We start from the raw sequence: 19,825 nt of genomic DNA on the forward strand, positions 1-19,825 counted from the left end.
GTGAGGCGGTGCTCATTGCACCTGGATGTTGGCCAGGCGGATCGCCTCGGCCTGCTTGACGATATCCGCGCGCATATAGGCGTCGAACTCCGCCGGCGTCATCGGCATCGGCTGCGCGCCCATGCGCGCCTGGGCCAGCCTGGTCGCCTCCAGCCCCAGGATGCGGTTCACCTCGGTATTGATGCGCGCGATCACCGCGGGCAGGGTGCCGGCGGGCGCCATCAGCCCGAGCCAGATATTCGCCTCATACCCCGGCAGGGTCTCGGCCAGGGCCGGCGCCTCGGGCAGCAGCGGGCTTCGGGTCGGGCCGGTGGTGGCCAGCGCGATGACGCGCCCGCCGGTGATCTGTTCGCGCATGGTCGGGATGGCATCGAACATCATCGGCACCGTGCCCGCGATCAGCGCCGTGCGCGCCTCGTTCGAGCCACGGAAGGGGATATGGGTGATGTCGATCCCCGCCATGGCCCGGAATACCTCGGCCGCGATGTGATAGGGCGTGCCGGGGCCGGAGGAGGCATAGTCGATCGTCCCCGGCCGCGCCTTGGCCGCCGCGATCAGCTCGGCGACGGTGCTGACATGCAGGCTCGGATGCACGACCAGGACGTGATGCGCGATGTTGATGGCGGCGACGGCGACGAGGTCGCGCATCAGCACATAGGGCCGGTTGGCCAGCAGCGTCTCGTTGGTCGTGTGCGTGTTGCTCATCAGCAGCAGCGTGTGCCCGTCGGGGGCCGATTTCGTCACCGCATCGGTGCCGATCACGGCGCCCGCGCCGGGGCGATTCTCGATCACCACCGATTGGCCGAGTGCCACACTCAAGGGTTCGCTGAGGAAGCGCGCGGCGACATCGGCCGAACCGCCGACGCCGAAGGGCACGACGATGCGGATCGGCCGGTTGGGCCAGCCTTGGGCAAGGGCGGGCGTGGCGAGCAGAAGGGCCGGTAGCGCCAGGGTTGCGCGGCGTCGGATCATTGTTTTTTTCCTCCCGAACTCTGCGTCAGCTCTCCATCCAAGGGGGTGGTGGCATGGCCTGCCAGGCTTCGCGCAGGGCGGCCGACCAGCCGTCCCGCACCAGACGCAGATAGGGATCTTCGTCGCTGATCCGTCGCTGCAGCGCAATGGTTTGCGTGCCCTGCCGCGACACCAGCAGATCGAGCGGCAACCCGACCGTGAGGTTGGAGCGCAGCGTGCTGTCCATGCTGATCAGCGCGAGCTTCACGCCATCCTCCAGCGAGGTGTCGAAGGCCAGCGCGCGATCCAGGATCGGCTTGCCGTATTTGAGCTCGCCGATCTGCAGGAAGGGATTGTCCGGCGTGGCCTCGATGAAGTTGCCCGCGGCATAGACCAGATACAGGCGCATCGGCCCGCCCGCGATCTGCCCGCCGAGCAGCACCGAGACATCGAAGCCGATGTTCTGCGCCGAGAGCGTGGGGCCATCGGCGCGATACACCTCGCGGATCGCCTCGCCGACCAGGCGTGCCGCCTGGAACATGCTGGGCACGGTGAAGAGCGTATGCGTGGTGCCGTCGAAGGCGATGCCTTCCTGCAGGCGGTTCCACGCCGATTGGGTGATCGCCAGATTGCCGGCCGAGAGCAGGCACAGCATCCGCTCATCCGGTGCCGTCGCGGTGAACATCTTGGAGAAGGTGGAGATGTTGTCCACGCCCGCGTTGGTGCGGGTGTCGGACAGCATCACCAGCCCGTCCTCCAGGCAGAGGCCGACGCAATAGGTCACTGGCCCCAGCCGCCAGCCACCAGGCCGCCAGCCACCAGGTCGTCAGCCATGGAGGTAGGTGTCGGCGATCTCGATGCCGAGTCGGATGTTGGCGGCGATGGTCTCGGTGATGAAGGCGTGCAGCCCCTGTTCAAGAATGGTCTCGATGCCATTGTCGCGCAGCCGCGCATGCATCCGTGCCGCGGTGTCGTTGGCGCTGCCGCGCCGGCCGCCGGTATCGGCCTCGATCACGCGCAGCACGCGATCGACGCGGCCGTAGCAGGCGATCAACGAACGCGGCAGCTCCGGCCGCATGATCAGCAGCTCGGCGACCAGCGGCGCCCGCAGCCGCGCGCGATAGACATGCTGGTAGGCGCGCAGCGAGGCGACGGCGCGCAGCACCGCCTGGCATTGCGCGTGGGAGGCCGCATCCTCGGCCGCACCGGGGGCGAAGACCGCATGGCGCACATCCAGCAGCCGTGCGGTGTTGTCCGCCCGCTCCAGCATCGTGCCGAGATGGGTGAAGCGCCAGGCCTCGCCCCGCAGCATGGTGTCGGCGGCGGCGCCGTTGAACAGCAGCGTGCGCGACTTCACCCAGTCGAGGAACCCCGGCAGCCGGTCGCCCTGGATGGTGCCGGCATCGAGGCGGCGGAATTCCAGCCAGGTCTCGTTGATCGCCTCCCACATGTCGGAGGTCAGCGCGGTGCGGACGGCGCGGGCGTTGCGGCGCCCGGATTCGATGCAATTGGCGATGGAGGAGGGGTTGGAGGTGTCGAGCGTCAGCCAGTGGATCGCCGCCTCGCCGGTGAAGGCCTTGTGCTTGGCGGTGAAGCCTTCCTCGCCGCCGGCCGCGATGACCAGCGCGCGCCATTCCACCGCGGGGCTGGCCAGGGCGCCGCCGAGGGAGGCCATCCGCAGCGAGGATTGCAGCCCGCGCGCGACATTGCCCGCGCGTTCCGAATAGCGGCCGAGCCAGTAGAGGCTGTCGGCGGTGCGGGAGAGCATCAGAACCCTCCCCGGGATTGCGACTGGGACTGGGATTGCGACGGGTCCGGCTCGTCCTCGACCACCCAGGTATCCTTGGTGCCGCCGCCCTGGGAGGAGTTGACCACCAGCGAGCCCTCCCGCAGCGCCACCCGCGTCAACCCGCCCGGCACGATCCGCACCTCGCGCCCGGTCAGCACGAAGGGCCGCAGATCGACATGGCGCGGCCCGATGCCGCCATCGACCAGGGTCGGCACGGTGGACAGCGCCAGGGTCGGCTGCGCGATATAGTCATTCGGCCGCGCCCGGATGCGGGCGGCGAAATCCGCGCGCTGCTCGGCGGTGCTATGCGGCCCGACCAGCATGCCGTAGCCGCCCGAGCCATGCGTCAGCTTCACCACCAGCTCATGCAAATGGTCGAGCACATAGGCGCGCTCATCCTCCCGCTCGCAGAGGTAGGTCGGCACATTCGCGAGCAGCGGCTCCTCGTGCAGGTAGAAGCGCACCATCTCGGGCACATAGGGGTAGATCGCCTTGTCATCGGCGATCCCGGCACCGGGGGCATTGGTCAGGGAGACATTCCCGGCCCGGTAGGCCCGCATCAGCCCAGCCACGCCGAGCGTGCTGTCCGGCAGGAACACTTCAGGGTCCAGGTAGTCGTCGTCGATGCGGCGGTAGATGACATCGACCCGCTGCGGCCCGGCGGTGGTCTTCATGAAGACGATGTCGTCCTCGACGAACAGATCCGGCCCCTCGACCAGTTCCACGCCCATCTCATCGGCCAGGAAGGAATGCTCGTAATAGGCCGAGTTGTAGGGCCCCGGCGTCAGCACGACGACGGTCGGATCGCCCGCGCAATTGGCCGGCGCGATGGATTTCAGCGTCTCCAGAAGTTCCTCGGGGTAGTCGCTGACCGGCAGCAGCCGGTGGGTGGCGCAGAGATCGGGGAAGAGCCGCAGCATCGCCTCGCGGTTTTCCAGCATGTAGGAGACGCCGGAGGGCGTGCGGCAATTGTCTTCCAGCACATAGAAGTCATCGGCGCTGGTGCGGACCAGGTCGATCCCGGCGATATGGGTATAGACGCCGCGCGCCGGGACGAAGCCGCGCATGTGCTTGCAGTAAAGCTCGTTCTCCAACACCAGCGGGCCTGGGATCTTGCCGGCCTTGATGATCTCCCCCGGGCCATAGACATCGGCGAGGAAGGCGTTCAGCGCCCGGACCCGCTGTTCCAGCCCGCGTGCCAGACGGTCCCATTCCCCGCGGCCGAGGACGCGCGGGATGATGTCGAAAGGGATCAGCCGCTCCGGGTCGCCGCCCTCGCCATAGACGGCGAAGGTGATGCCGATGCGGCGGAACAGGACCTCGGCGTCCAGCCGTTTCTTTTCCAGCGCGGCCTCGCCGGCGGCCTCCAGATAGCGGGCGATCCCCGCATAGGGGGCGCGCGTGCCCCCCTGGTCGTTCATCTCATCGAAGGCAGGAGGGGTTTCCGTCACGACGATCTTCGGGTCCCGATGGGTTGTTGGTCAGTCTCCGCATGCCCGCCATGCGGCGCAAGGGCAGCAAACCCGTATCAGGCGAGGTTTGGTGCCCGCATGTGCCATTCGGTGTCGCGTTGGAAGGCATCCGCTGCCGCAAGGATGCGCGCTTCGGCAAAAGGCCGCCCCGCGAGTTGCAGCCCCACCGGCAGGCCGCGGTCGTCGAAGCCGCAGGGCACCGAGACGGTCGGCAGGCCGAGGTAGTTGAACGGCCGCGTATTGGCCGAGGCCGCCATCATCCGCCCCCAATTGGCCATATCGGCATCCGCATCGGTCTCGGCGCGGGTGGGGACCCGGGTGCGCAGGGTCGGCGTGACGACCAGATCATAGGCCGAGAGCGCCTCGGCCACGAAGGCGCGCAGCAGTGGCCCGCGCATCGACAGCGCGGCGACATAGGTCGGCCCCGGCACGCCATAGCCGGCATAGATGCGCGCCGAGAGGTGGGTCGCGTAATCCTGCGGCCGATCCCGCATCCAATTGGCATGGATGGTGGCCGATTCGACGCGGGAGATCATGGCCGTGCAGGCATTGATCGCCCGCATCATGGGAAGCGCGATCCGGGTCACCTCGGCCCCGCGCCCGCGCAGCACCTCCAGCGCCGCCTCGAAGGCCGCCATCACCGGGGCATCCGCGTCTTCGAGGAAGTAGGTCTCGATCACCGCGATCCGGCTGCCGCGCAGGTCGCCGGTCAGGGCGGCCTCGTAATCCGGCACCGGCTCGCGCGCGCTGGTCGGGTCCAGCTCATCCCTGCCGGCGATGACCTTGAGCAGCCGGGCGGCGTCCTTGGCGCTGCGGACCAGCGGCCCGACATTGTCGAAGGAGAAGGACAGCGGCATCACCCCGGTCCGCGGCACCCGCGTCTGGGTCGGCTTCAGCCCGGTGATCCCGCACATGGTCGCCGGCAGCCGGATCGAGCCGCCGGTATCCGAGCCCAGCGCCGCATAGACGAAACCCGCCGCCACCGCGGCGCCGGAGCCGGAGGAGGAGCCGCCGGTGCAGTAATCGGTGTTCCAGGGGTTCCTGCAATCGCCGAAATGCGCGTTGTGACCAGTGGCGTTCTGGGCGAATTCGGCCATGTTCAGCGTGCCGCAGTCGATCGCCCCGGCCTCATCCAGGCGGGACAGCGCGGTGGCGGTGATCGGCGCCACGAAATTCTTGCGGATCTGGCTGCCGCAGGTGCTGACCCGGCCTTCGCGGTAGTACATGTCCTTGTGCATCATCGGCACGCCGGCCAGCGGGCCCAGCGCCTCGCCGCGCGACCGTGCGGCATCCAGGCTGGCGGCGCGTTCGCGGGCAAGCTCCGCATCCAGCCGGATCACGCTGTTCAGGGCCGCATCATGCGCGGCGATGCGGGCCAGGCAGGCCTCGGTCAGGGCCACGGCCGAAACCTCGCCGGCGGCGAAGGCATCGGCGGCGGCGGTCAGGGTCGGATATTCGCTGATCGGCATCAGCCGGGCTCCTTCGTCGCGGCCAAGGCGGCTTCGAAGCTCGCCGGCTCATCCTCGAAGGCCAGGCCGTCGCGGATCATGGCGAATTCCGCCAGGGCGGCCTGGAGATCCGAGAGGGCCGCCAGGGCGCGGTCGTTCGGCAAGCTGATGCCGTGCCAGGCCTCGATCGCCGCCACCGTGCCTTCGATGAATGTCTGGTCCATGCGTGCAGCCCCCGGGCGTCAGAGCCTGTTACGCTATCGAAGGATTGCCGGCCCCGCTACATTGCCACCGCATAGGCCGGGCGGCGCGGATCGGCGCCGGCAAGCCGCAACCCGGTCGCGGGGTCGGTCTCCACCGCCTCGACGCTGCCCGCGAGCCAGGTGCGGTCGGGCCAGTCGCGGATGTCGTGCCCGCGCGCGGCCAAGGCGTGGCGCACGGTCTCGGGCACCAGCCCCTCCACCGCCAGGCGCCGGGGATAGGATTCGTAAGGCGCGAAGGAGGAGGGCGTGGCGTAGGAGGCGATGCGCGGCGCCTCGATTGCCGTTTGCAGATCCATCCCGAAGTGGAAGCGGTTGAGCAGCACCTGCAGCATCGCCTGGATCTGCACATCCCCGCCCGGGGTGCCGAAGGGCATCACCCCGCCATCGCGCGTGACCACCAGCGCGGGGTTCGGCGTCAGCCGCGGCCGCCGCCCGGGGCCGACGCCGGAGGGATGCAGCGGATCGGGGCGCGACTGGGTGCCGCGGCAGGAGGCGACGATGCCAAGCCCCGGCACCACCGGCGCATTCCACGATCCATCGGAGGGGGTGGCGCTGAAGGCGTTGCCCCAGCGGTCCACCACCGCGACGTAGGAGGTGTCGGGCTCCACCGTGGGATGCCCGGCGCCGGTGACGCGGGGCGCGAGGTCGGGGCCGAACAGCGGCTCGGGCACGCCCGGATGCGCGCGCTCCTGGTCGAACAGCGCGACGCGCGCGGCGATGTGCTCCTCCGACAGCAGCCGCTCGATCGGCACGTCGAAGATCGCGGGATCGGCGAAATGGTGTTCGCGGTCGGCCATCGCGGCCTTCAGGCATTCGGCCATCAGATGCAAATAATCGGCCGAGTTGTGCGCCATGCCGTGGAAGCCCGCCCGCTCCATCAGCAGCAGCGCTTCCAGCAGGGTCGGCCCCTGGCACCAGGGGCCGCAGACCATCACCTCATGCCCGCGCCAGCGGCGGGAGACGACGGGCTCGATCCGCGAATGGAAGCCGGCCATGTCCGAGCGGGACAGGAAGCCGCCCTCGGCCTGGATGAAATCGACGATCCTGGCCGCGATGTCGCCGCGGTAGAAGGCGGCATGGGCGGCGGCCAGCCCCTCCAGCCGCCCGCCGGCGGCGCGCGCCACATCGGCCATATGGGTGAGCATCGCGGCGAGATCGGTCTGCACGAAGCGGCTGCCGACCGGCGGCGGCGCGCCGCCGGGCAAATAGATCGCGGCATTCTGCGGCCAGCGCGCATATTCGGCGGCGTGGCCGGCGAGGCTCTCGGCCAGCAGGGGATAGACGAAGAAGCCCTCGGCGGCGAAGCGGATGGCCGGTTCGGCGATCTCCGCAAAACCCATGGTGCCGTGGCGTTCCAGCGCCGTGATCCAGGCATCGGGGGCGGCCGGCACCACCGTCCGCTGCACCCCGGGCGGCATCTTGCCCGCATGGTTGCGCATGAAGTGATCGGGCGGGATCGAGGCCGGCCAGTGGCCGAGCCCGGCGATCGTCTCCGTCGTGCCATCCGCCATGCGGATCAGGATCGGCGCCACACCCGCGACATTGACCAGATCGGGTTGCAGCACGCCGAGCGCGAGCCCCGCCGCGCAGCCCGCATCCACCGCATTGCCACCGGCTTCCAGGATGGCGAGCCCGGCGCTGGCCGCGAGGTAATGCCCGGCGGAGACGGCATGCCGGCTGCCGGCGATCAGGGGGCGTGTGCTCACGGGGCGGGGCTTGCGTAGGTCGCGACCATCTGTTCGTCCATGCGCGGCGTGTAAGTGATGCCCCGTCGCGCCGCCGCGATGGTCACCTGATTGTAGAGCGGGATCGCCGCCCCGCGCGCGATGCCCGCCAGCATGGCGGCCCGCAGCGCCGGCTCGCGTTCGGGCCCCGACATGACAGCGGAGTTTTCGATCATCGCGTCCAGCTCGGGGTCGGAGAAGCCGCCCCGGTTGCCCTGCCCGATGCCCATGGCCCGGTTCTGCGTGTGCATCACCGTGGCGAGCAGGTAGGAGGCGTCGCGCGAGGAGGAGAGCGACAGCCCGAACAGGATCAGCGGCACGTCGTTCCGCCCGGCCACGGTGCGGGGGAAGAAGACGCTGCCCGGCTGGGTCTCGACCGAGACCTTCAGCCCGGCGCGGCTGAGCATCTGCCCCGCCGCCTGGCAGATCCGCGAATCATTGACGTAGCGGTTGTTGGAACAGCCGATGGTCAGCCCGAAGCCCTGCGGATACCCCGCCTCGGCCAGCAGCCGCCGGGCCGCCGCCGGGTCGGGCCGTGCCGCCGGCAGGTTCGGGTCCCAGGCGCCGAAGCCCTCCGGCACCAGCTGCGCGGTCGCCACCGCCTGCCCGTCCATGGCGCGGGAGACCAGCGCCCCCCGGTCCAGCGCCAGCGAGATCGCCTGCCGCACCTTGAGGTCGCGCAGCGGGTTGCGGTCCAGCGGCTGGCCGGCGGTATCGGTGATCAGCGCCACGCGCTCCGGCCCGACCAGGGGCAGGAGGAACATCACGCGGTCGGAGGGGCGCTTGAACACCGAGACGCGGGGATCGCGCTCCAGCCGCTCGACATCGCTCGGCGAGATCTCCTCGACCAGATCGACATCGCCCGAGAGCAGGGCGGCAAGGCGGGAGGCGTCGTTCGACATCACCCGTACCTCCACCTTCTCCCAAGGGGCGCGGCCGCCGTGCCAGCTCTCGTTGCGGGTGAGGCTCATGCCCTCCGCGCCGCGAAACGCGACCAGACGAAACGGCCCGGTGCCGATGGCGGCGCGGCCGGAGGCGAAATCGGCGGTGGTGGCGCCCTCGGCGGCCTTGGCGGAGACGATGAAGACATTCGTCAACTGCCCCGGCAACGTCGGGTTCGGCCGGTCGGTGGTCAGGCGGATGGTGTAGGGGTCCACCACCTCCACGCCCGTGATGGTGCGCAGGTTCGGCGTATAGGGCCCGGGGTTGTTCGGCACATTCGGGATGCGGGCGAGCGAGAAGGCGACATCCGCCGCGGTGAAGGGGCTGCCGTCCTGGAACAGGACGTCATGCTTCAGATGCAGGACCCAGGCGTTGTCGCCCTCGGCCTCCCAGGATTCGGCAAGGCCCGGGACCCAGCGGCTCTCCGGGTCGCGCCCGATCAGACTGTCGTAGATGTGCCGCGCCGCCGCCATGTTCGGGCCGAGGAACAGGAAATGCGGATCGACGCCAAAGGTGGACTGCACCCCCATCGTCAGTGTCTGGGCGCCCGCGATCTGGGCCCCGGTGATCTGCGGCAGCAGGCCAAGAGCAAGGGCGAGGGTTGGCAACAGGCGCATGCATTCGACTCCGGTGAGGCGCCACGCTCCGGCCGGTGCCGGGGGCTGTCAACCGCCCGGGGCGGCCTTCAGGGGCGGCACAGCGCGTGCGGTGCCGTTTCCGGGCGCGGCAGCCAGCCGGCGGGATGCGGATCGAACAAGGGGGTGGCAAAAGCGGCGCTGACCGGAATGTCCTCGGCCCAGAGCGGGCGCCAGCGGTCGCCCTGGATCATCGCGACGCTCAGCGCCACCGGCCGCACCCCCACCGTCGCCAGCAGGGCGACGCCGGCGGCGGCCGAAACCCCTGAGGCCAGCACGTCATCGACCAGCAGCACCCGCCGCCCCGCGAGGCGCGGCAGCAGATTGGGGTCGAGCCACATCGCGCGCGGGTCGGGGCTGGTGGAGGAGGTCGCGGAGACCGACAGCGCCTCGTCATACCAGGTCTTCCGCGACCAGCCGGGCGCCACCCAGTTGGTATGGCCGAGCCCCTCGGCGACCAGCGGGGCCAGGCTCTGGCCCAGGGTCGGCAGCCCCACGACCACCTCGGCGCCATGCTTGCGGGCGGTCGCCGTCATCCAGGCGGCCAGCGCCCGCAGCACGGTGAAGGAGGCCTGGTTCACGATCAGCCCCGCCACCGCATGGGTCCCGCGGTCCCGCAGCGGCAGCTCCAAGCAGGAGCCGTCCGGCATCGGGGCGGGATAGAAGCCGTGATAGCCAAGCGGGGCTGGGGCGGCGGGGATGAAGTTTTGCCAGGGGCCGGTCATGCGGCGGGATAAGAGCCCGGCGCGCACGGCGCCGCCACCCCCCCTCCCCATCGGGGCCCGCCCATGTCAAACACAGCGGCCATGCTCACGATCCCCGCCTCCCGCCTCAATGCCTATACCGGAAGCCCGATCGACCGCGTCAGCAACCGACGCGACGACGAAGCCTTCCTGGCGGCCGCCCTGGCCGATCCGCGCGCGCTGTTCGCCCCGGTGTGGCGCAGCCGCAGCCTGATGCGCGGGGTCGAGGAGGGCACGCCCGAGGCGCTGTTCCTCACCCCCGCCGCCGCCGATGCGTTGCGCATGGCCGGCGGCCCCTGGGCGCTGCTGGGCCTGTGGGAGGACCGTCCGGTCTTCGCCGTCGATTGCTCGGCCGCCGAGGACCCGCTGCCGCTGCTGACCGACACCATCGGCACCTTCACCGACCTGCGGTCCGTCGCGGGGCTGCTGCCGCCGGGCGAGGCCTCGGTGCTCGCCCATGCCCGCGGGCTGATGCATTGGCGCACAAGGCACAAGTTCTGCGGTGTCTGCGGCAGCCTGTGCGCGCCGCGCAATGCCGGCAATGCGATGACCTGCACTGGCTGCGGCGCCCAGCATTTCCCCCGCACCGACCCCGCCGTCATCATGCTGGTGGTGCGCGGCGACCGCTGCCTGCTCGGCCATTCCACCCGGTTCCCCAACAGCCGGATGTATTCGACCCTGGCCGGCTTCGTCGAACCCGGCGAGAGCCTGGAAGAGGCCGTCCGCCGCGAGGTCGGTGAGGAATCCGGCATCGAGGTCGGCCATGTGCAGTACCATTCCAGCCAGCCCTGGCCCTTCCCGGCCAGCATCATGCTGGGATTTTACGCGCAGGGGCTGTCCGATACCGTCACCATCGATCCTGAGGAATTGCAGGACGCCCGATGGTTCACCCGCGCCGAACTGGCCGATCCCGAAGCGCATGGCTTCGCTTTGCCGCGTGTGGACAGCATCGCCCGGCGCCTGATCGAGGACTGGCTGGCCACATCATGATGCGCGCGACCCTTCTGCCCGGCCTCTCCCTGCCCGGCCTCTCCCTGCCCGGCCTCTCCCTGCCCGGCCTGTCCCTGCTCGCCCTGTCCCTGCTCGCAGGCTGCGGCGCCAGCACCCCCGCCCGCCAGGACCCGCCCGGCTGGGCGCCCTGCCGCGCCGAGGCCCGGAACGATCCGGCGGCGGCATCCCTGCGCCAGCAGTCCAACCCGGCCAATGTCAGCAACCAGTCCCGCATCGAGCGCGAAGCGGCCGAGGCGGAGAATCGCGCCCTGCGCGCCTGCCTGCAACGCGCCGGCATTCCCAGTTCGGGCGGGGTGGAGGCGCCGCGCTAGCCGGGGCTGCGGGGGGTCTGACACACGGCTGAGCTTGCCTCCGGCAGGCCGGGCGCGCCAAGGATAGGTCAACCAATCAGGGAGCGACCGCCATGCCCGACGCCGATATCGGAACACGCGCGGAGTTGTTCCGCGCCGCCGAACAGGCCCTGGCCCGCCTCGCGCCCGATCTGCCCGCCGATGCCGCGGTGTTGCTGCGGAAACTCTACGCCTCGGCGCCGACCGCCGAGCTGGCCGGGATGCCGGCCGACCAGCCTGCGGCCGCGGCGGCCTCGCTCTACGCCTTTGCCGCCGACCGCCCGCCGGGCGGGGCGGCGCGGGTGCGGCTGCTGGCCCCTGGGGCCGGGCGCGGCGCCTCGGCGGTGGCGGAGATCGTCACCGATGACATGCCCTTCCTGGTGGACAGCGCCCTTGGCGCGCTGACGCGGCAGGGGCGGGTGGTGCGCCGCCTGCTGCATCCGGTGCTCGGCGCCACGCGCGATGCCGATGGGCGGCTGCTGGCACTCGGCGCCCCCGGGGCGCCGCCCGAGAGCATGATGCGGATCGAGATCGCCCCCGCCGGCCGCACCGATTGGGTGGCGACCGAGGCCGCCCTGGCCCGCGCCCTGTCCGACGTCCGCCTCGCCGTCGCCGATTTCCCCGCCACCCTGGCCCTGCTGCGCCAGGCGCGGCAGGAGGTCAGCGCCGCACCGCAGGATGTCGAGGAAGCGGTGGCCATGCTGGATTGGCTGGCGGAGGAGAACTTCGTCCTGGTGGGCCATCGCCGCCTGGAGATCGCCCCGGATGGCGGCATCTCCGCCATCGAGCCGGGGCTCGGGCTGCTGCGCGATCCCGCCGTGCCGGTGTTCGATGCGCTGCGGGACCTCGCGGCGGTGCCGCCGGCGGTGGCGGCGGGCTTCGCGGCCGCGGTGCCGCTGACCGTCGCCAAGGCCAATCTGCGCTCCACCGTGCATCGCCCGCAGCATGCCGATGTCGTCACCACGCGGGTGTTCGGGCCGGACGGGCGGGTGGTCGCGGTCAGGCTGTTCGTCGGGCTCTTCGCGGCCGATGCCTATAACCGCAACCCGCGCTCGATCCCGCTGCTGCGCGGCAAGGTGGAGCGCATCCTGGCCATGGCCGGCGTCGAGGCCGGCAGCCATGACGGCCGCGCGCTGCGCAACATCCTCGACACCTGGCCGCGCGACGAGCTGGTGCAGGCGACCGAGGCGGAAATCCTGGACGGCGCGCGGATCGCGCTCGACCTCGGCATCCGCCCGCGCACGGCGATCCATGTCCGCCGTGATCCCTTCGGCCGCTTCGCCACGGTCATCGCCTGGTTCCCACGCGAATCCTTCGACACCCGCACCCGCGAACGGGTCGGCGCGCTGATCGCCGGCGCCTTCCAGGGGCGGCTCTCGGCCACCTATATCGCCCTTGGCGACACGCCGCTGGCCCGCGTGCACTACGTCATCGGCACCGACCCGGACCATCGCGCCGAGGTCGATCCCGCGGTGCTGGAGGCCGCGGTGGTGCAATCCGCGCGCGGCTTCTCCGAACATCTGGCCGAGGCGCTGGTCGCCGAGCAGGGCGAGGTCGGAGGGGCCAGCCTGCTGCTGCGCTGGCAGGATGCCTTCCCCCCCGCCTATCGCGAAAGCGTGCCGGGTGGCCGCGCGGTGGCCGATATCGCCCTCGCCGAACGCTCGATCGCCGAGGGCCGCCCCGCCGCCGCCCTGGAACGCAGCCCCGGCGCGCCCGCGCGCAGCCTGACGCTGACCCTGGCCAACCCCGGCAATGCCTTGCCCCTGGCCGACATGCTGCCGCTGTTCGAGAGCCTGGATCTGCGCGCGATCGAGGAACAGGGCTGGCGTCTGGCGCCCCAGGGGCTTGGGCCGGTGGCGCTGCACCGCTTCCATCTGGAGGTTGGCACCGAGGCCCCGCCCGAACGGTTCGCCGCCCTGCTGGACGCGCTGGCCGCCCTGCTGGACGGTCGGATCGAGGCCGATGGCTTCAACCGCCTGGTGCTGCGTGCCGGGCTCGGCTGGCGTGAGGCCTGGCTGCTGCGGAGCATGGCGCGCTGGCTGAAGCAGGTCGGCTTCGGCGTCGAGCAGGCCAGCATCGAAACCGCGCTGGCGCTGCATCCGCTCTGCGCCGATCTACTGGTGCGGCGCTTCCGCATGCGGCTCGACCCGGCGCTGGCGAATGACACCACCGAACTCGACGCGGCATGGGCCGAGGCGCTGGAGGCGGTCACCGATCCCGATGCCGACCGCATCCTGCAACGGCTGTCGGTGCTGGTCGATGCGGTGCTGCGGACCAATTTTTTCGAGGCCAAGCCCTATCTCGCGATCAAGATCGACAGCGCGCTGGCCGGCGAGATGCCCCGCCCGCGCCCCTGGCGGGAAATCTTCATCCACGCGCCCGGCATCGAATGCTGCCATCTGCGCGCGGGCCCGGTCGCGCGCGGCGGCATCCGCTGGTCCGACCGGCGCGAGGACTTTCGGACCGAGATCCTGGGGCTGATGAAGGCGCAGCGGCTGAAGAACGTCGTCATCGTGCCGACCGGGGCCAAGGGCGGCTTCGTGCTGAAGGCGCCGCCCACGGATCGGGCGGCGTTCCAGGCGGCGGGGATCGCGGCCTATCGCATCCTGATCCACGGGATGCTGGACCTCGCCGACAACATCGGGGAGGAGGGCGTCATCCCGAGCCTCGGCAGCCGCCGGCGGGATGGCGACGATCCCTATATCGTCGCCGCCGCCGACAAGGGCACCGCGAGTTTCAGCGACATCGCCAATGGCATCGCGCTGGAACGCGGCTTCTGGCTCGGCGATGCCTTCGCCTCGGGCGGCAGCCAGGGCTACGACCACAAGATCATGGGCATCACGGCCAAGGGGGCCTGGGTGATGGTCGCCCGCCACTTCGCCGAGATGGGGCACGACATCCAGGCGACACCCTTCACCTGCGCCGGCGTGGGCGACATGTCGGGCGATGTCTTCGGCAATGGGCTGCTGGTGTCGCGGCAGACGCGGCTGCTCGCGGCCTTCGACCACCGCCACATTTTTGTCGACCCCGACCCCGATCCCGCAGTGTCCTACGATGAGCGGGCGCGACTGTTCGCGCTGCCGCGTTCGTCCTGGACGGATTACAACGCGCTGCTGCTCTCACCGGGCGGCGCCATCCTGCCGCGCAGCGCCAAGACCCTGCCGCTCTCGCCCGAGGCGCGGGCGCTGCTCGGCATCGATACCGACCGCGCCACCCCCGCCGAGATCATGCGCAAGATCCTGCGCCTGCCGGTCGACCTGCTCTATTTCGGCGGCATCGGCACCTATGTGAAAGCCTCGACCGAGACCCAGGCCGAGGCCGGTGACCGCGCCAATGACCCGATCCGCGCCGATGGGCGGGAGATTCGCGCGCGGGTGATCGGGGAGGGCGCCAACCTCGGCGTTACCCAGGCCGGGCGGATCGAGGCGGCGCGGACGGGCACGCGGCTGAATTCCGACGCGCTGGACAATTCGGCCGGCGTCTCGACCAGCGATCACGAGGTCAACATCAAGATCGCGCTGGCCGATGCGATCCGCAGCGGTGCGTTGACCGAGCGCCAGCGCGAGGATTTTTTGCGCGCCATGACCGATGACGTCGGCGCGCTGGTGCTGCGCGACAATGCGCAGCAGGGCCTCGCCGTCACCCTGGAGGCCATGGCCGGCGCCGAGGCGCTGTCCGCCCAAAGCGGGCTGATGCTGCGGCTGGACGCGGCGGGGCTGCTCGACCGCGTCACCGCCGGGCTGCCGGGGGCGGAGGCGCTGGCCGCGCGGAGCCTCTCGGGCGATGCGCTGACCCGGCCGGAGATCGCGGCGTTGCTGCCGCATCTCAAGCTCTGGCTGAACGAGGCGATCGAGGCCTCCGACCTGCCCGACGACCCCGCGCTGGAAGCGCTGCTGCTCGACTACTTCCCGCCCGCGCTGCGGGAGCGGTTCGGCGATGAGGCGCGGCGGCACCGGCTGCGGCGCGAATTGCTGGGCACGATCCTTTCGAACGAGGTCGCGAACCGGCTCGGCTGCGCGGGCTTCGCCCGGCTGGCCACGGATTCCGATCCGGCCCGGGCGGCGCGGGCCGCCGTGCTGGCGGATCTGCTGTTCGGCATCGGCGCCGCCGCCGATGCCGCCGATGCGGCGCCTGCGCCCCCCGAGGCGCGCCATGCCGTGCTGCTCGCGCTGCGGCGGCTGCATGAGGCGGCGGCGCGGCTGCTGCTCACCTTGCCCGAGGGCAGCCTGCCGCTGGAGGCGGCGCAGGCCGCCTTCGCCCCCGGCATCCGGCGGCTCGCGGCCGGCGACCTGCCCGCGGGCTTCGCCTGGATCGCCGCGGGCATCCCGGCCGAGGCCGCGCATCTGGCCGCCAGCGCCGATGCGCTGGCGGATTCGCCCGGCATCGTGCGGCTGGCGACCGAGGCCGGCGTGGAGCCCGAAGCCGCCGCCGAGGCCTGGGCCGAGATCGGCGAGGCCTTCGCCCTCACCCCGCTGCGCGCCGCCATCGCCGCCGCCCGCGCCCCCGGCACCTTCGGCACCCGCGCGAAATCGGCGCTGCTGGATGATCTGATGGCGATGCGGAGCCGCCTGGCCGCCTCACGCCTCGGCGGCGCCGATCCGGCGGCGGCGCCGGGCGTGGGCAGCGCGATGCGCCTGGCACAGGAGGCGGCGGCGAGCGGGGAACTCGCCGCCTTCACCGTGGCCCTGCGGGCGCTGTCGCGGCTCGCGGCGTGAACCGCAGGGCCTGGGCCTGGGCGCTTTACGACTGGGCCAACAGCGCCTTTCCGACGGTGGTCTCGACCTTCGTCATCGCCGCCTATTTCTCGCAAGGCATCGCGCCGGACCCGGCCACCGGGCAGGCCCAATGGGGCGTGATGCAGACCATCGCCGGGCTGACCCTGGCGCTGACCTGCCCGCTGCTGGGGGCGGTGGCCGATGCGGGGGGGCGGCGGCGGCTGATGCTGCTGGTCTGCACCCTCGTCACCGCGGTCGCGACCGGGCTGGTCTGGTTCGCGACGCCCTCGGTGGACTCCACCCTCTGGGCGCTGGTCTGCGTCGGCGTGGCGACGGTGGGGTTCGAGCTTGGCACCGTCTTCTACAACGCCATGCTGCCGCAGGTGGCGCCGCCCGAACGGCTGGGCCGCATTTCGGGGCTGGCCTGGGGGCTCGGCTATGCCGGGGGGCTCGCCTGCCTCGGCGTCGCGCTGGTGCTGCTGATCCGGCCCGATCCCTCGCCCTTCGGCCTGGACCGCTCGCAGGCCGAGCATGTCCGCGCCACGGCGCTGCTGGTCGCGGGCTGGATGCTGGTCTTCGGCTGGCCGGTGCTGATCGCCCTGCCGGACCCCAAGGGGGCGCGGCCCGGCTGGGTGGCGGCGGCGCGGCTGGGCCTGGCCGAGATCGCGACGGTGCTGAAGCGCCTGCCCTCCGACCCAGCCCTGCTGCGCTTCCTGCTGGCGCGGCTGTTCTATACCGACGGGCTGAACACGCTCTTCGCCTTCGGCGCGATCTATGCGGCCGGGGTGTTCGGGATGAGCCTGGAACAGATCCTGATCTTCGGCATCGCGCTGAACGTCACCGCCGGGCTGGGCGCGGCGGGGTTCGGGCTGATCGAGGACAAGATCGGCTCACGCCGGACGGTGCTGGTGGCACTCGGCGCCTTGATCATTTGTGGCACCGGGCTGCTGATCACCACGACCCAGGCGGCGTTCTGGGTGCTGGCGCTGACGCTGGGCCTCTTCATCGGCCCGGCCCAGGCCGCGAGCCGCACGCTGATGGCGCGCATGGCGCCGGCCGGGGAGGTCACCGCCTATTTCGGGCTGTTTGCCCTGTCCGGGCGGATCACCGGCTTTTTGGGTCCGGCGGCGCTGGCGGTGGTGACCGCCACGACCGGCAGCCAGCGGGCGGGCATGGCGACCGTGGTGGTGTTCCTCGCGATCGGGGCGGCGATCCTGCTGACGGTGCGGTTCGAGGGGCGGGGCGGGCGCTGAGCTAGCCCGTCATCATCTCCGCCGCCCGTTCCGCCACCGCCAGCACCGTCGCGTTGATGTTGCAGACCGGCATGGTCGGGAAGACGCTGGCATCCACCACGCGCAAGCCGCCGATCCCGCGCAGACGCAGCTGCGGGTCGAGCGGCGCATCCTCGCCGCCCATGCGGACGCTGCCGCAGGGGTGGTAGACGGTGCCGCCCGAGGCCCGCGAGAACGCCAGCAGCGCCGCATCGGTCGCGATCTCGGGCCCCGGCCGCGCCTCGCCGGTCACGATGCCGGCGAGCGGGCCGGCCCCCATCCAGCGCCGCGCCAGCCGCAGCCCGCGCAGCAGCGCGTCGCGATCGCCTTGCGTCGCCAGGTAGCGCGGCGCGATGCGCGGGGCGGCGGCCGGATCGGCCGAGAGCAGCGTCACCTCGCCCCGGCTTTCCGGCCGGCATTGCCAGACGCCGACGGTGGCGCCGGGCTCGGCCTCCGGCACGCCGATCTGCCCCTCCCGCCAGGACAGCGGGCCGGCGTTGAACTGCACATCGGGGATGCCATCGGCCTCGGGTGGCAGCCCGGCCTCGATGCGGCGGGAATCGGCGAAGACCGCCATCATCCCGGGCGACCAGGTCAGCACGCCATCGCCGCGCAGCGCCCAGCGCGCCGCCTCCAGCCCCAGCCGCGGCCAGACGATGCGGCGATTGGCCGACCAGCGATGCTCGGCGAGCCGGAAACTCAGCCGGACGATGAAGTGGTCCTGGAGGTTCTGGCCGATGCCGGGGATGTCCAGGTCGCGCAGCGGCGTGATGCCCTGGGCCTGTAAGGCTCCGGCCGGCCCCAGGCCCGACAGCATCAGCAGATGCGGGCTGCCGATGGCACCGGCCGCCAGCACCACCTCCCGCCGCGCCGACACCACCTGGTCCTGCCCATCGCGGCGGATGGCGACGCCGGTGGCGCGGCCGTCCTCCACGACCACGCGCAGCGCCAGTGAGCGGTCGAACAGTTTTACCCGCCCGGTCTTCATCGCCGGCAGCAGGCAGGCGCGCGCGGCGGAAACCCGCACCCGCCCGCGCCGCGTCTGCTGGAACAGCGCCACGCCCTCGCGGCGGGGGCCGTTCATATCCTCATTGTGCGGGATGCCCACGGCCTCGGCCGCCGCGATCATCTTCGCCAGCAGCGGCGGCGTTTCGGCCAGCGGCGAGACCGGGATCGGCCCGTCCCGCCCGCGCAAGCCGTCCGGGTCAGGGCCGCGAAAAGCCTCGTGGCGCCGGAAGGCGGGCAGCATCGCCTCCCACCCCCAGCCCAGCGCGCCATGCTGGGTCCAGAGGTCGTAGTCCGAGGGATGCCCCCGCACATGCCCCAGCCCGTTGATCGAGGACGATCCGCCCCAGACCTTGCCCCGCGGATAGTCGTAGGCGGGCAGGCCAAGCTCGGCATCGGGCGCGGTCGAAAACCCCCAGGTCAGCCGGGGATGCGTGAGGATCCGGGCGTAGCCGGCGGGGATATGGACGTAAGGGTGGCGGTCCGAGCCCCCCGCCTCGATCACCGCGACCGACTGCCCTGCCTCGGCCAGGCGCAATGCCAGCAGGGAGCCAGCGGAACCCGCCCCCACGATCACCGTGTCGAAGCTCATGCCGGCGCCGGCCCCAACCCGCGCGCGACGGAGAGCAGGGTGCGGCGCAGCCAGGCATGGCCCTGGTCGGCCTCGAACCGCCGGTGGAACACCATCGACAGGCGGGTGTGGCGGATCTCGATCGGGCAGGTTCGGATGCAAAGCCCATGCGCCTCGGCCATCTGCTGCGCGAGGCGGGCGGAGAGCGTCATCACCAGATCCGTCCGGCGCAGCATCTCCGGCACCGCCGAGAGATGCGCCACCACGGCCCCCAGCCGGCGCGGAAACCCCGCCGCGCGCAACGGCTCGTCCAGCGCGCCATCCTTGCTGCCATTGGCCGAATGCAGCAGATGCGGGAAGGCGGTGAAGCGGGCCAGGGTCAACTCGCCCTCCGCCAGCGGATGGCCGGGGCGGACCAGGGTCAGGAAGGCTTCGGGCAGCAGCCGCACCCGTGTGTAGAGCGCCGGCGGCTCGGGCAGCACGGCGACGGCGAGCCCGGCCTCGCCGCGTTCCAGCATCATCTCGGCATTGGTGCGGTCGGCATGGCGGATGGCGAGCAGGCAGCCCGGCGCCTGGGCCGTGATCTGCTCCAGCAGCGGTGGGCCCAGCACCGCCTCGGCGTATTCGCTGCAACCGATGGTGAAGACGCGGGTGGCGGTGGCGGGGTCGAAGGGGGCATGGGTCGCCAGGGTCTCGCGCAGCTTGTCCAGCATATCGGCGACCGGGGTGGCGAGGGAGAGCGCCAGTGCGGTCGGCTCCACCCCGCCCGGGCGGCGCAGGAACAGCTCATCGCCAAGCGCCGCGCGCAGCCGCGACAGGGCGTTGGAGACGGCGGGCTGGGACAGGTTCAGCCGTTCCGCCGCATGGGTCACATGCCGCTCGCGCGCCACCGCGTCGAAAACCCGCAGCAGGTTCAGGTCGAGGGAGCCGAGATCCGCCATTTACCCCTGCTGTCA

The 19,825-nt window shown here is 71.5% G+C and carries 15 protein-coding genes; 4 read left to right on the plus strand and 11 right to left on the minus strand.

Translation table 11 applies throughout. The features are described from left to right. Positions 1–12: 12 nt before the first annotated feature. The 9 genes from C8P66_RS02485 to C8P66_RS02525 form a co-directional block, all read right to left on the minus strand. Positions 13–972, minus strand: coding sequence for a tripartite tricarboxylate transporter substrate binding protein (locus C8P66_RS02485; RefSeq protein WP_111396556.1), 960 nt, complete (start codon positions 970–972; stop codon positions 13–15). Between the two features lie 25 nt (positions 973–997). Continuing rightward, positions 998–1,735, minus strand: coding sequence for a peptidase (locus C8P66_RS02490; protein WP_111396557.1), 738 nt, complete (start codon positions 1,733–1,735; stop codon positions 998–1,000). Positions 1,736–1,777: 42 nt separating this feature from the next. Continuing rightward, a complete protein-coding gene (locus tag C8P66_RS02495) occupies positions 1,778–2,719 on the minus strand; it encodes an alpha-E domain-containing protein (RefSeq protein ID WP_111396558.1) in 942 nt (313 codons plus the stop codon). Then, complete coding sequence (locus C8P66_RS02500) at positions 2,719–4,161, minus strand: circularly permuted type 2 ATP-grasp protein (protein WP_111396559.1); 1,443 nt, start codon at positions 4,159–4,161, stop codon at positions 2,719–2,721. The genes C8P66_RS02495 and C8P66_RS02500 overlap by 1 nt, the downstream gene beginning before the upstream one ends. Positions 4,162–4,268: 107 nt before the next feature. Next, a complete protein-coding gene (locus C8P66_RS02505; RefSeq protein WP_111396560.1) occupies positions 4,269–5,681 on the minus strand; it encodes an amidase in 1,413 nt (470 codons plus the stop codon). Further along, a complete protein-coding gene (locus C8P66_RS02510; RefSeq protein ID WP_111396561.1) occupies positions 5,681–5,884 on the minus strand; it encodes a hypothetical protein in 204 nt (67 codons plus the stop codon). Before C8P66_RS02510 ends, C8P66_RS02505 begins: the two co-directional genes overlap by 1 nt. Positions 5,885–5,940: 56 nt before the next feature. Further along, positions 5,941–7,629 (minus strand): gamma-glutamyltransferase family protein, encoded by a 1,689-nt coding sequence (locus C8P66_RS02515; RefSeq protein WP_111396562.1) that lies wholly within the window; start codon positions 7,627–7,629, stop codon positions 5,941–5,943. After that, positions 7,626–9,206 carry an ABC transporter substrate-binding protein gene (locus tag C8P66_RS02520; RefSeq protein ID WP_111396563.1) on the minus strand — a complete coding sequence of 527 codons (1,581 nt, stop codon included), beginning with the start codon at positions 9,204–9,206 and terminating at the stop codon, positions 7,626–7,628. Before C8P66_RS02520 ends, C8P66_RS02515 begins: the two co-directional genes overlap by 4 nt. 68 nt (positions 9,207–9,274) lie before the next feature. After that, positions 9,275–9,949 carry a phosphoribosyltransferase gene (locus C8P66_RS02525; protein ID WP_111396564.1) on the minus strand — a complete coding sequence of 225 codons (675 nt, stop codon included), beginning with the start codon at positions 9,947–9,949 and terminating at the stop codon, positions 9,275–9,277. Positions 9,950–10,030: 81 nt separating this feature from the next. Here C8P66_RS02525 and nudC point away from each other — a divergent pair, with 81 nt between their 5' ends. The 4 genes from nudC to C8P66_RS02545 all read left to right on the plus strand — a co-directional run bounded on the left by nudC (position 10,031) and on the right by C8P66_RS02545 (position 17,275). After that, positions 10,031–10,957: an NAD(+) diphosphatase gene (gene nudC, locus C8P66_RS02530; RefSeq protein ID WP_111396565.1), complete on the plus strand. Its 927-nt coding sequence runs from the start codon at positions 10,031–10,033 to the stop codon at positions 10,955–10,957. Further along, positions 10,954–11,289, plus strand: a complete 336-nt coding sequence (locus C8P66_RS23725) for a phosphoribosylamine--glycine ligase (protein ID WP_158537070.1) — start codon at positions 10,954–10,956, stop codon at positions 11,287–11,289. The genes nudC and C8P66_RS23725 overlap by 4 nt, the downstream gene beginning before the upstream one ends. Positions 11,290–11,381: 92 nt before the next feature. Next, complete coding sequence (locus C8P66_RS02540) at positions 11,382–16,022, plus strand: NAD-glutamate dehydrogenase domain-containing protein (RefSeq protein WP_111396566.1); 4,641 nt, start codon at positions 11,382–11,384, stop codon at positions 16,020–16,022. Further along, positions 16,019–17,275, plus strand: a complete 1,257-nt coding sequence (locus C8P66_RS02545; protein WP_111396567.1) for an MFS transporter — start codon at positions 16,019–16,021, stop codon at positions 17,273–17,275. The genes C8P66_RS02540 and C8P66_RS02545 overlap by 4 nt, the downstream gene beginning before the upstream one ends. 1 nt (position 17,276) lies before the next feature. Here the strand turns inward: C8P66_RS02545 and C8P66_RS02550 are convergent, their stop codons facing one another. Further along, complete coding sequence (locus C8P66_RS02550) at positions 17,277–18,890, minus strand: GMC family oxidoreductase (RefSeq protein WP_111396568.1); 1,614 nt, start codon at positions 18,888–18,890, stop codon at positions 17,277–17,279. After that, positions 18,887–19,810: a LysR family transcriptional regulator gene (locus tag C8P66_RS02555; protein WP_111396569.1), complete on the minus strand. Its 924-nt coding sequence runs from the start codon at positions 19,808–19,810 to the stop codon at positions 18,887–18,889. The genes C8P66_RS02550 and C8P66_RS02555 overlap by 4 nt, the downstream gene beginning before the upstream one ends. Positions 19,811–19,825 lie beyond the last annotated feature (15 nt).

Source organism: Humitalea rosea (genome assembly GCF_003253705.1).
Taxonomy (GTDB): Bacteria; Pseudomonadota; Alphaproteobacteria; order Acetobacterales; family Acetobacteraceae; genus Humitalea; species Humitalea rosea.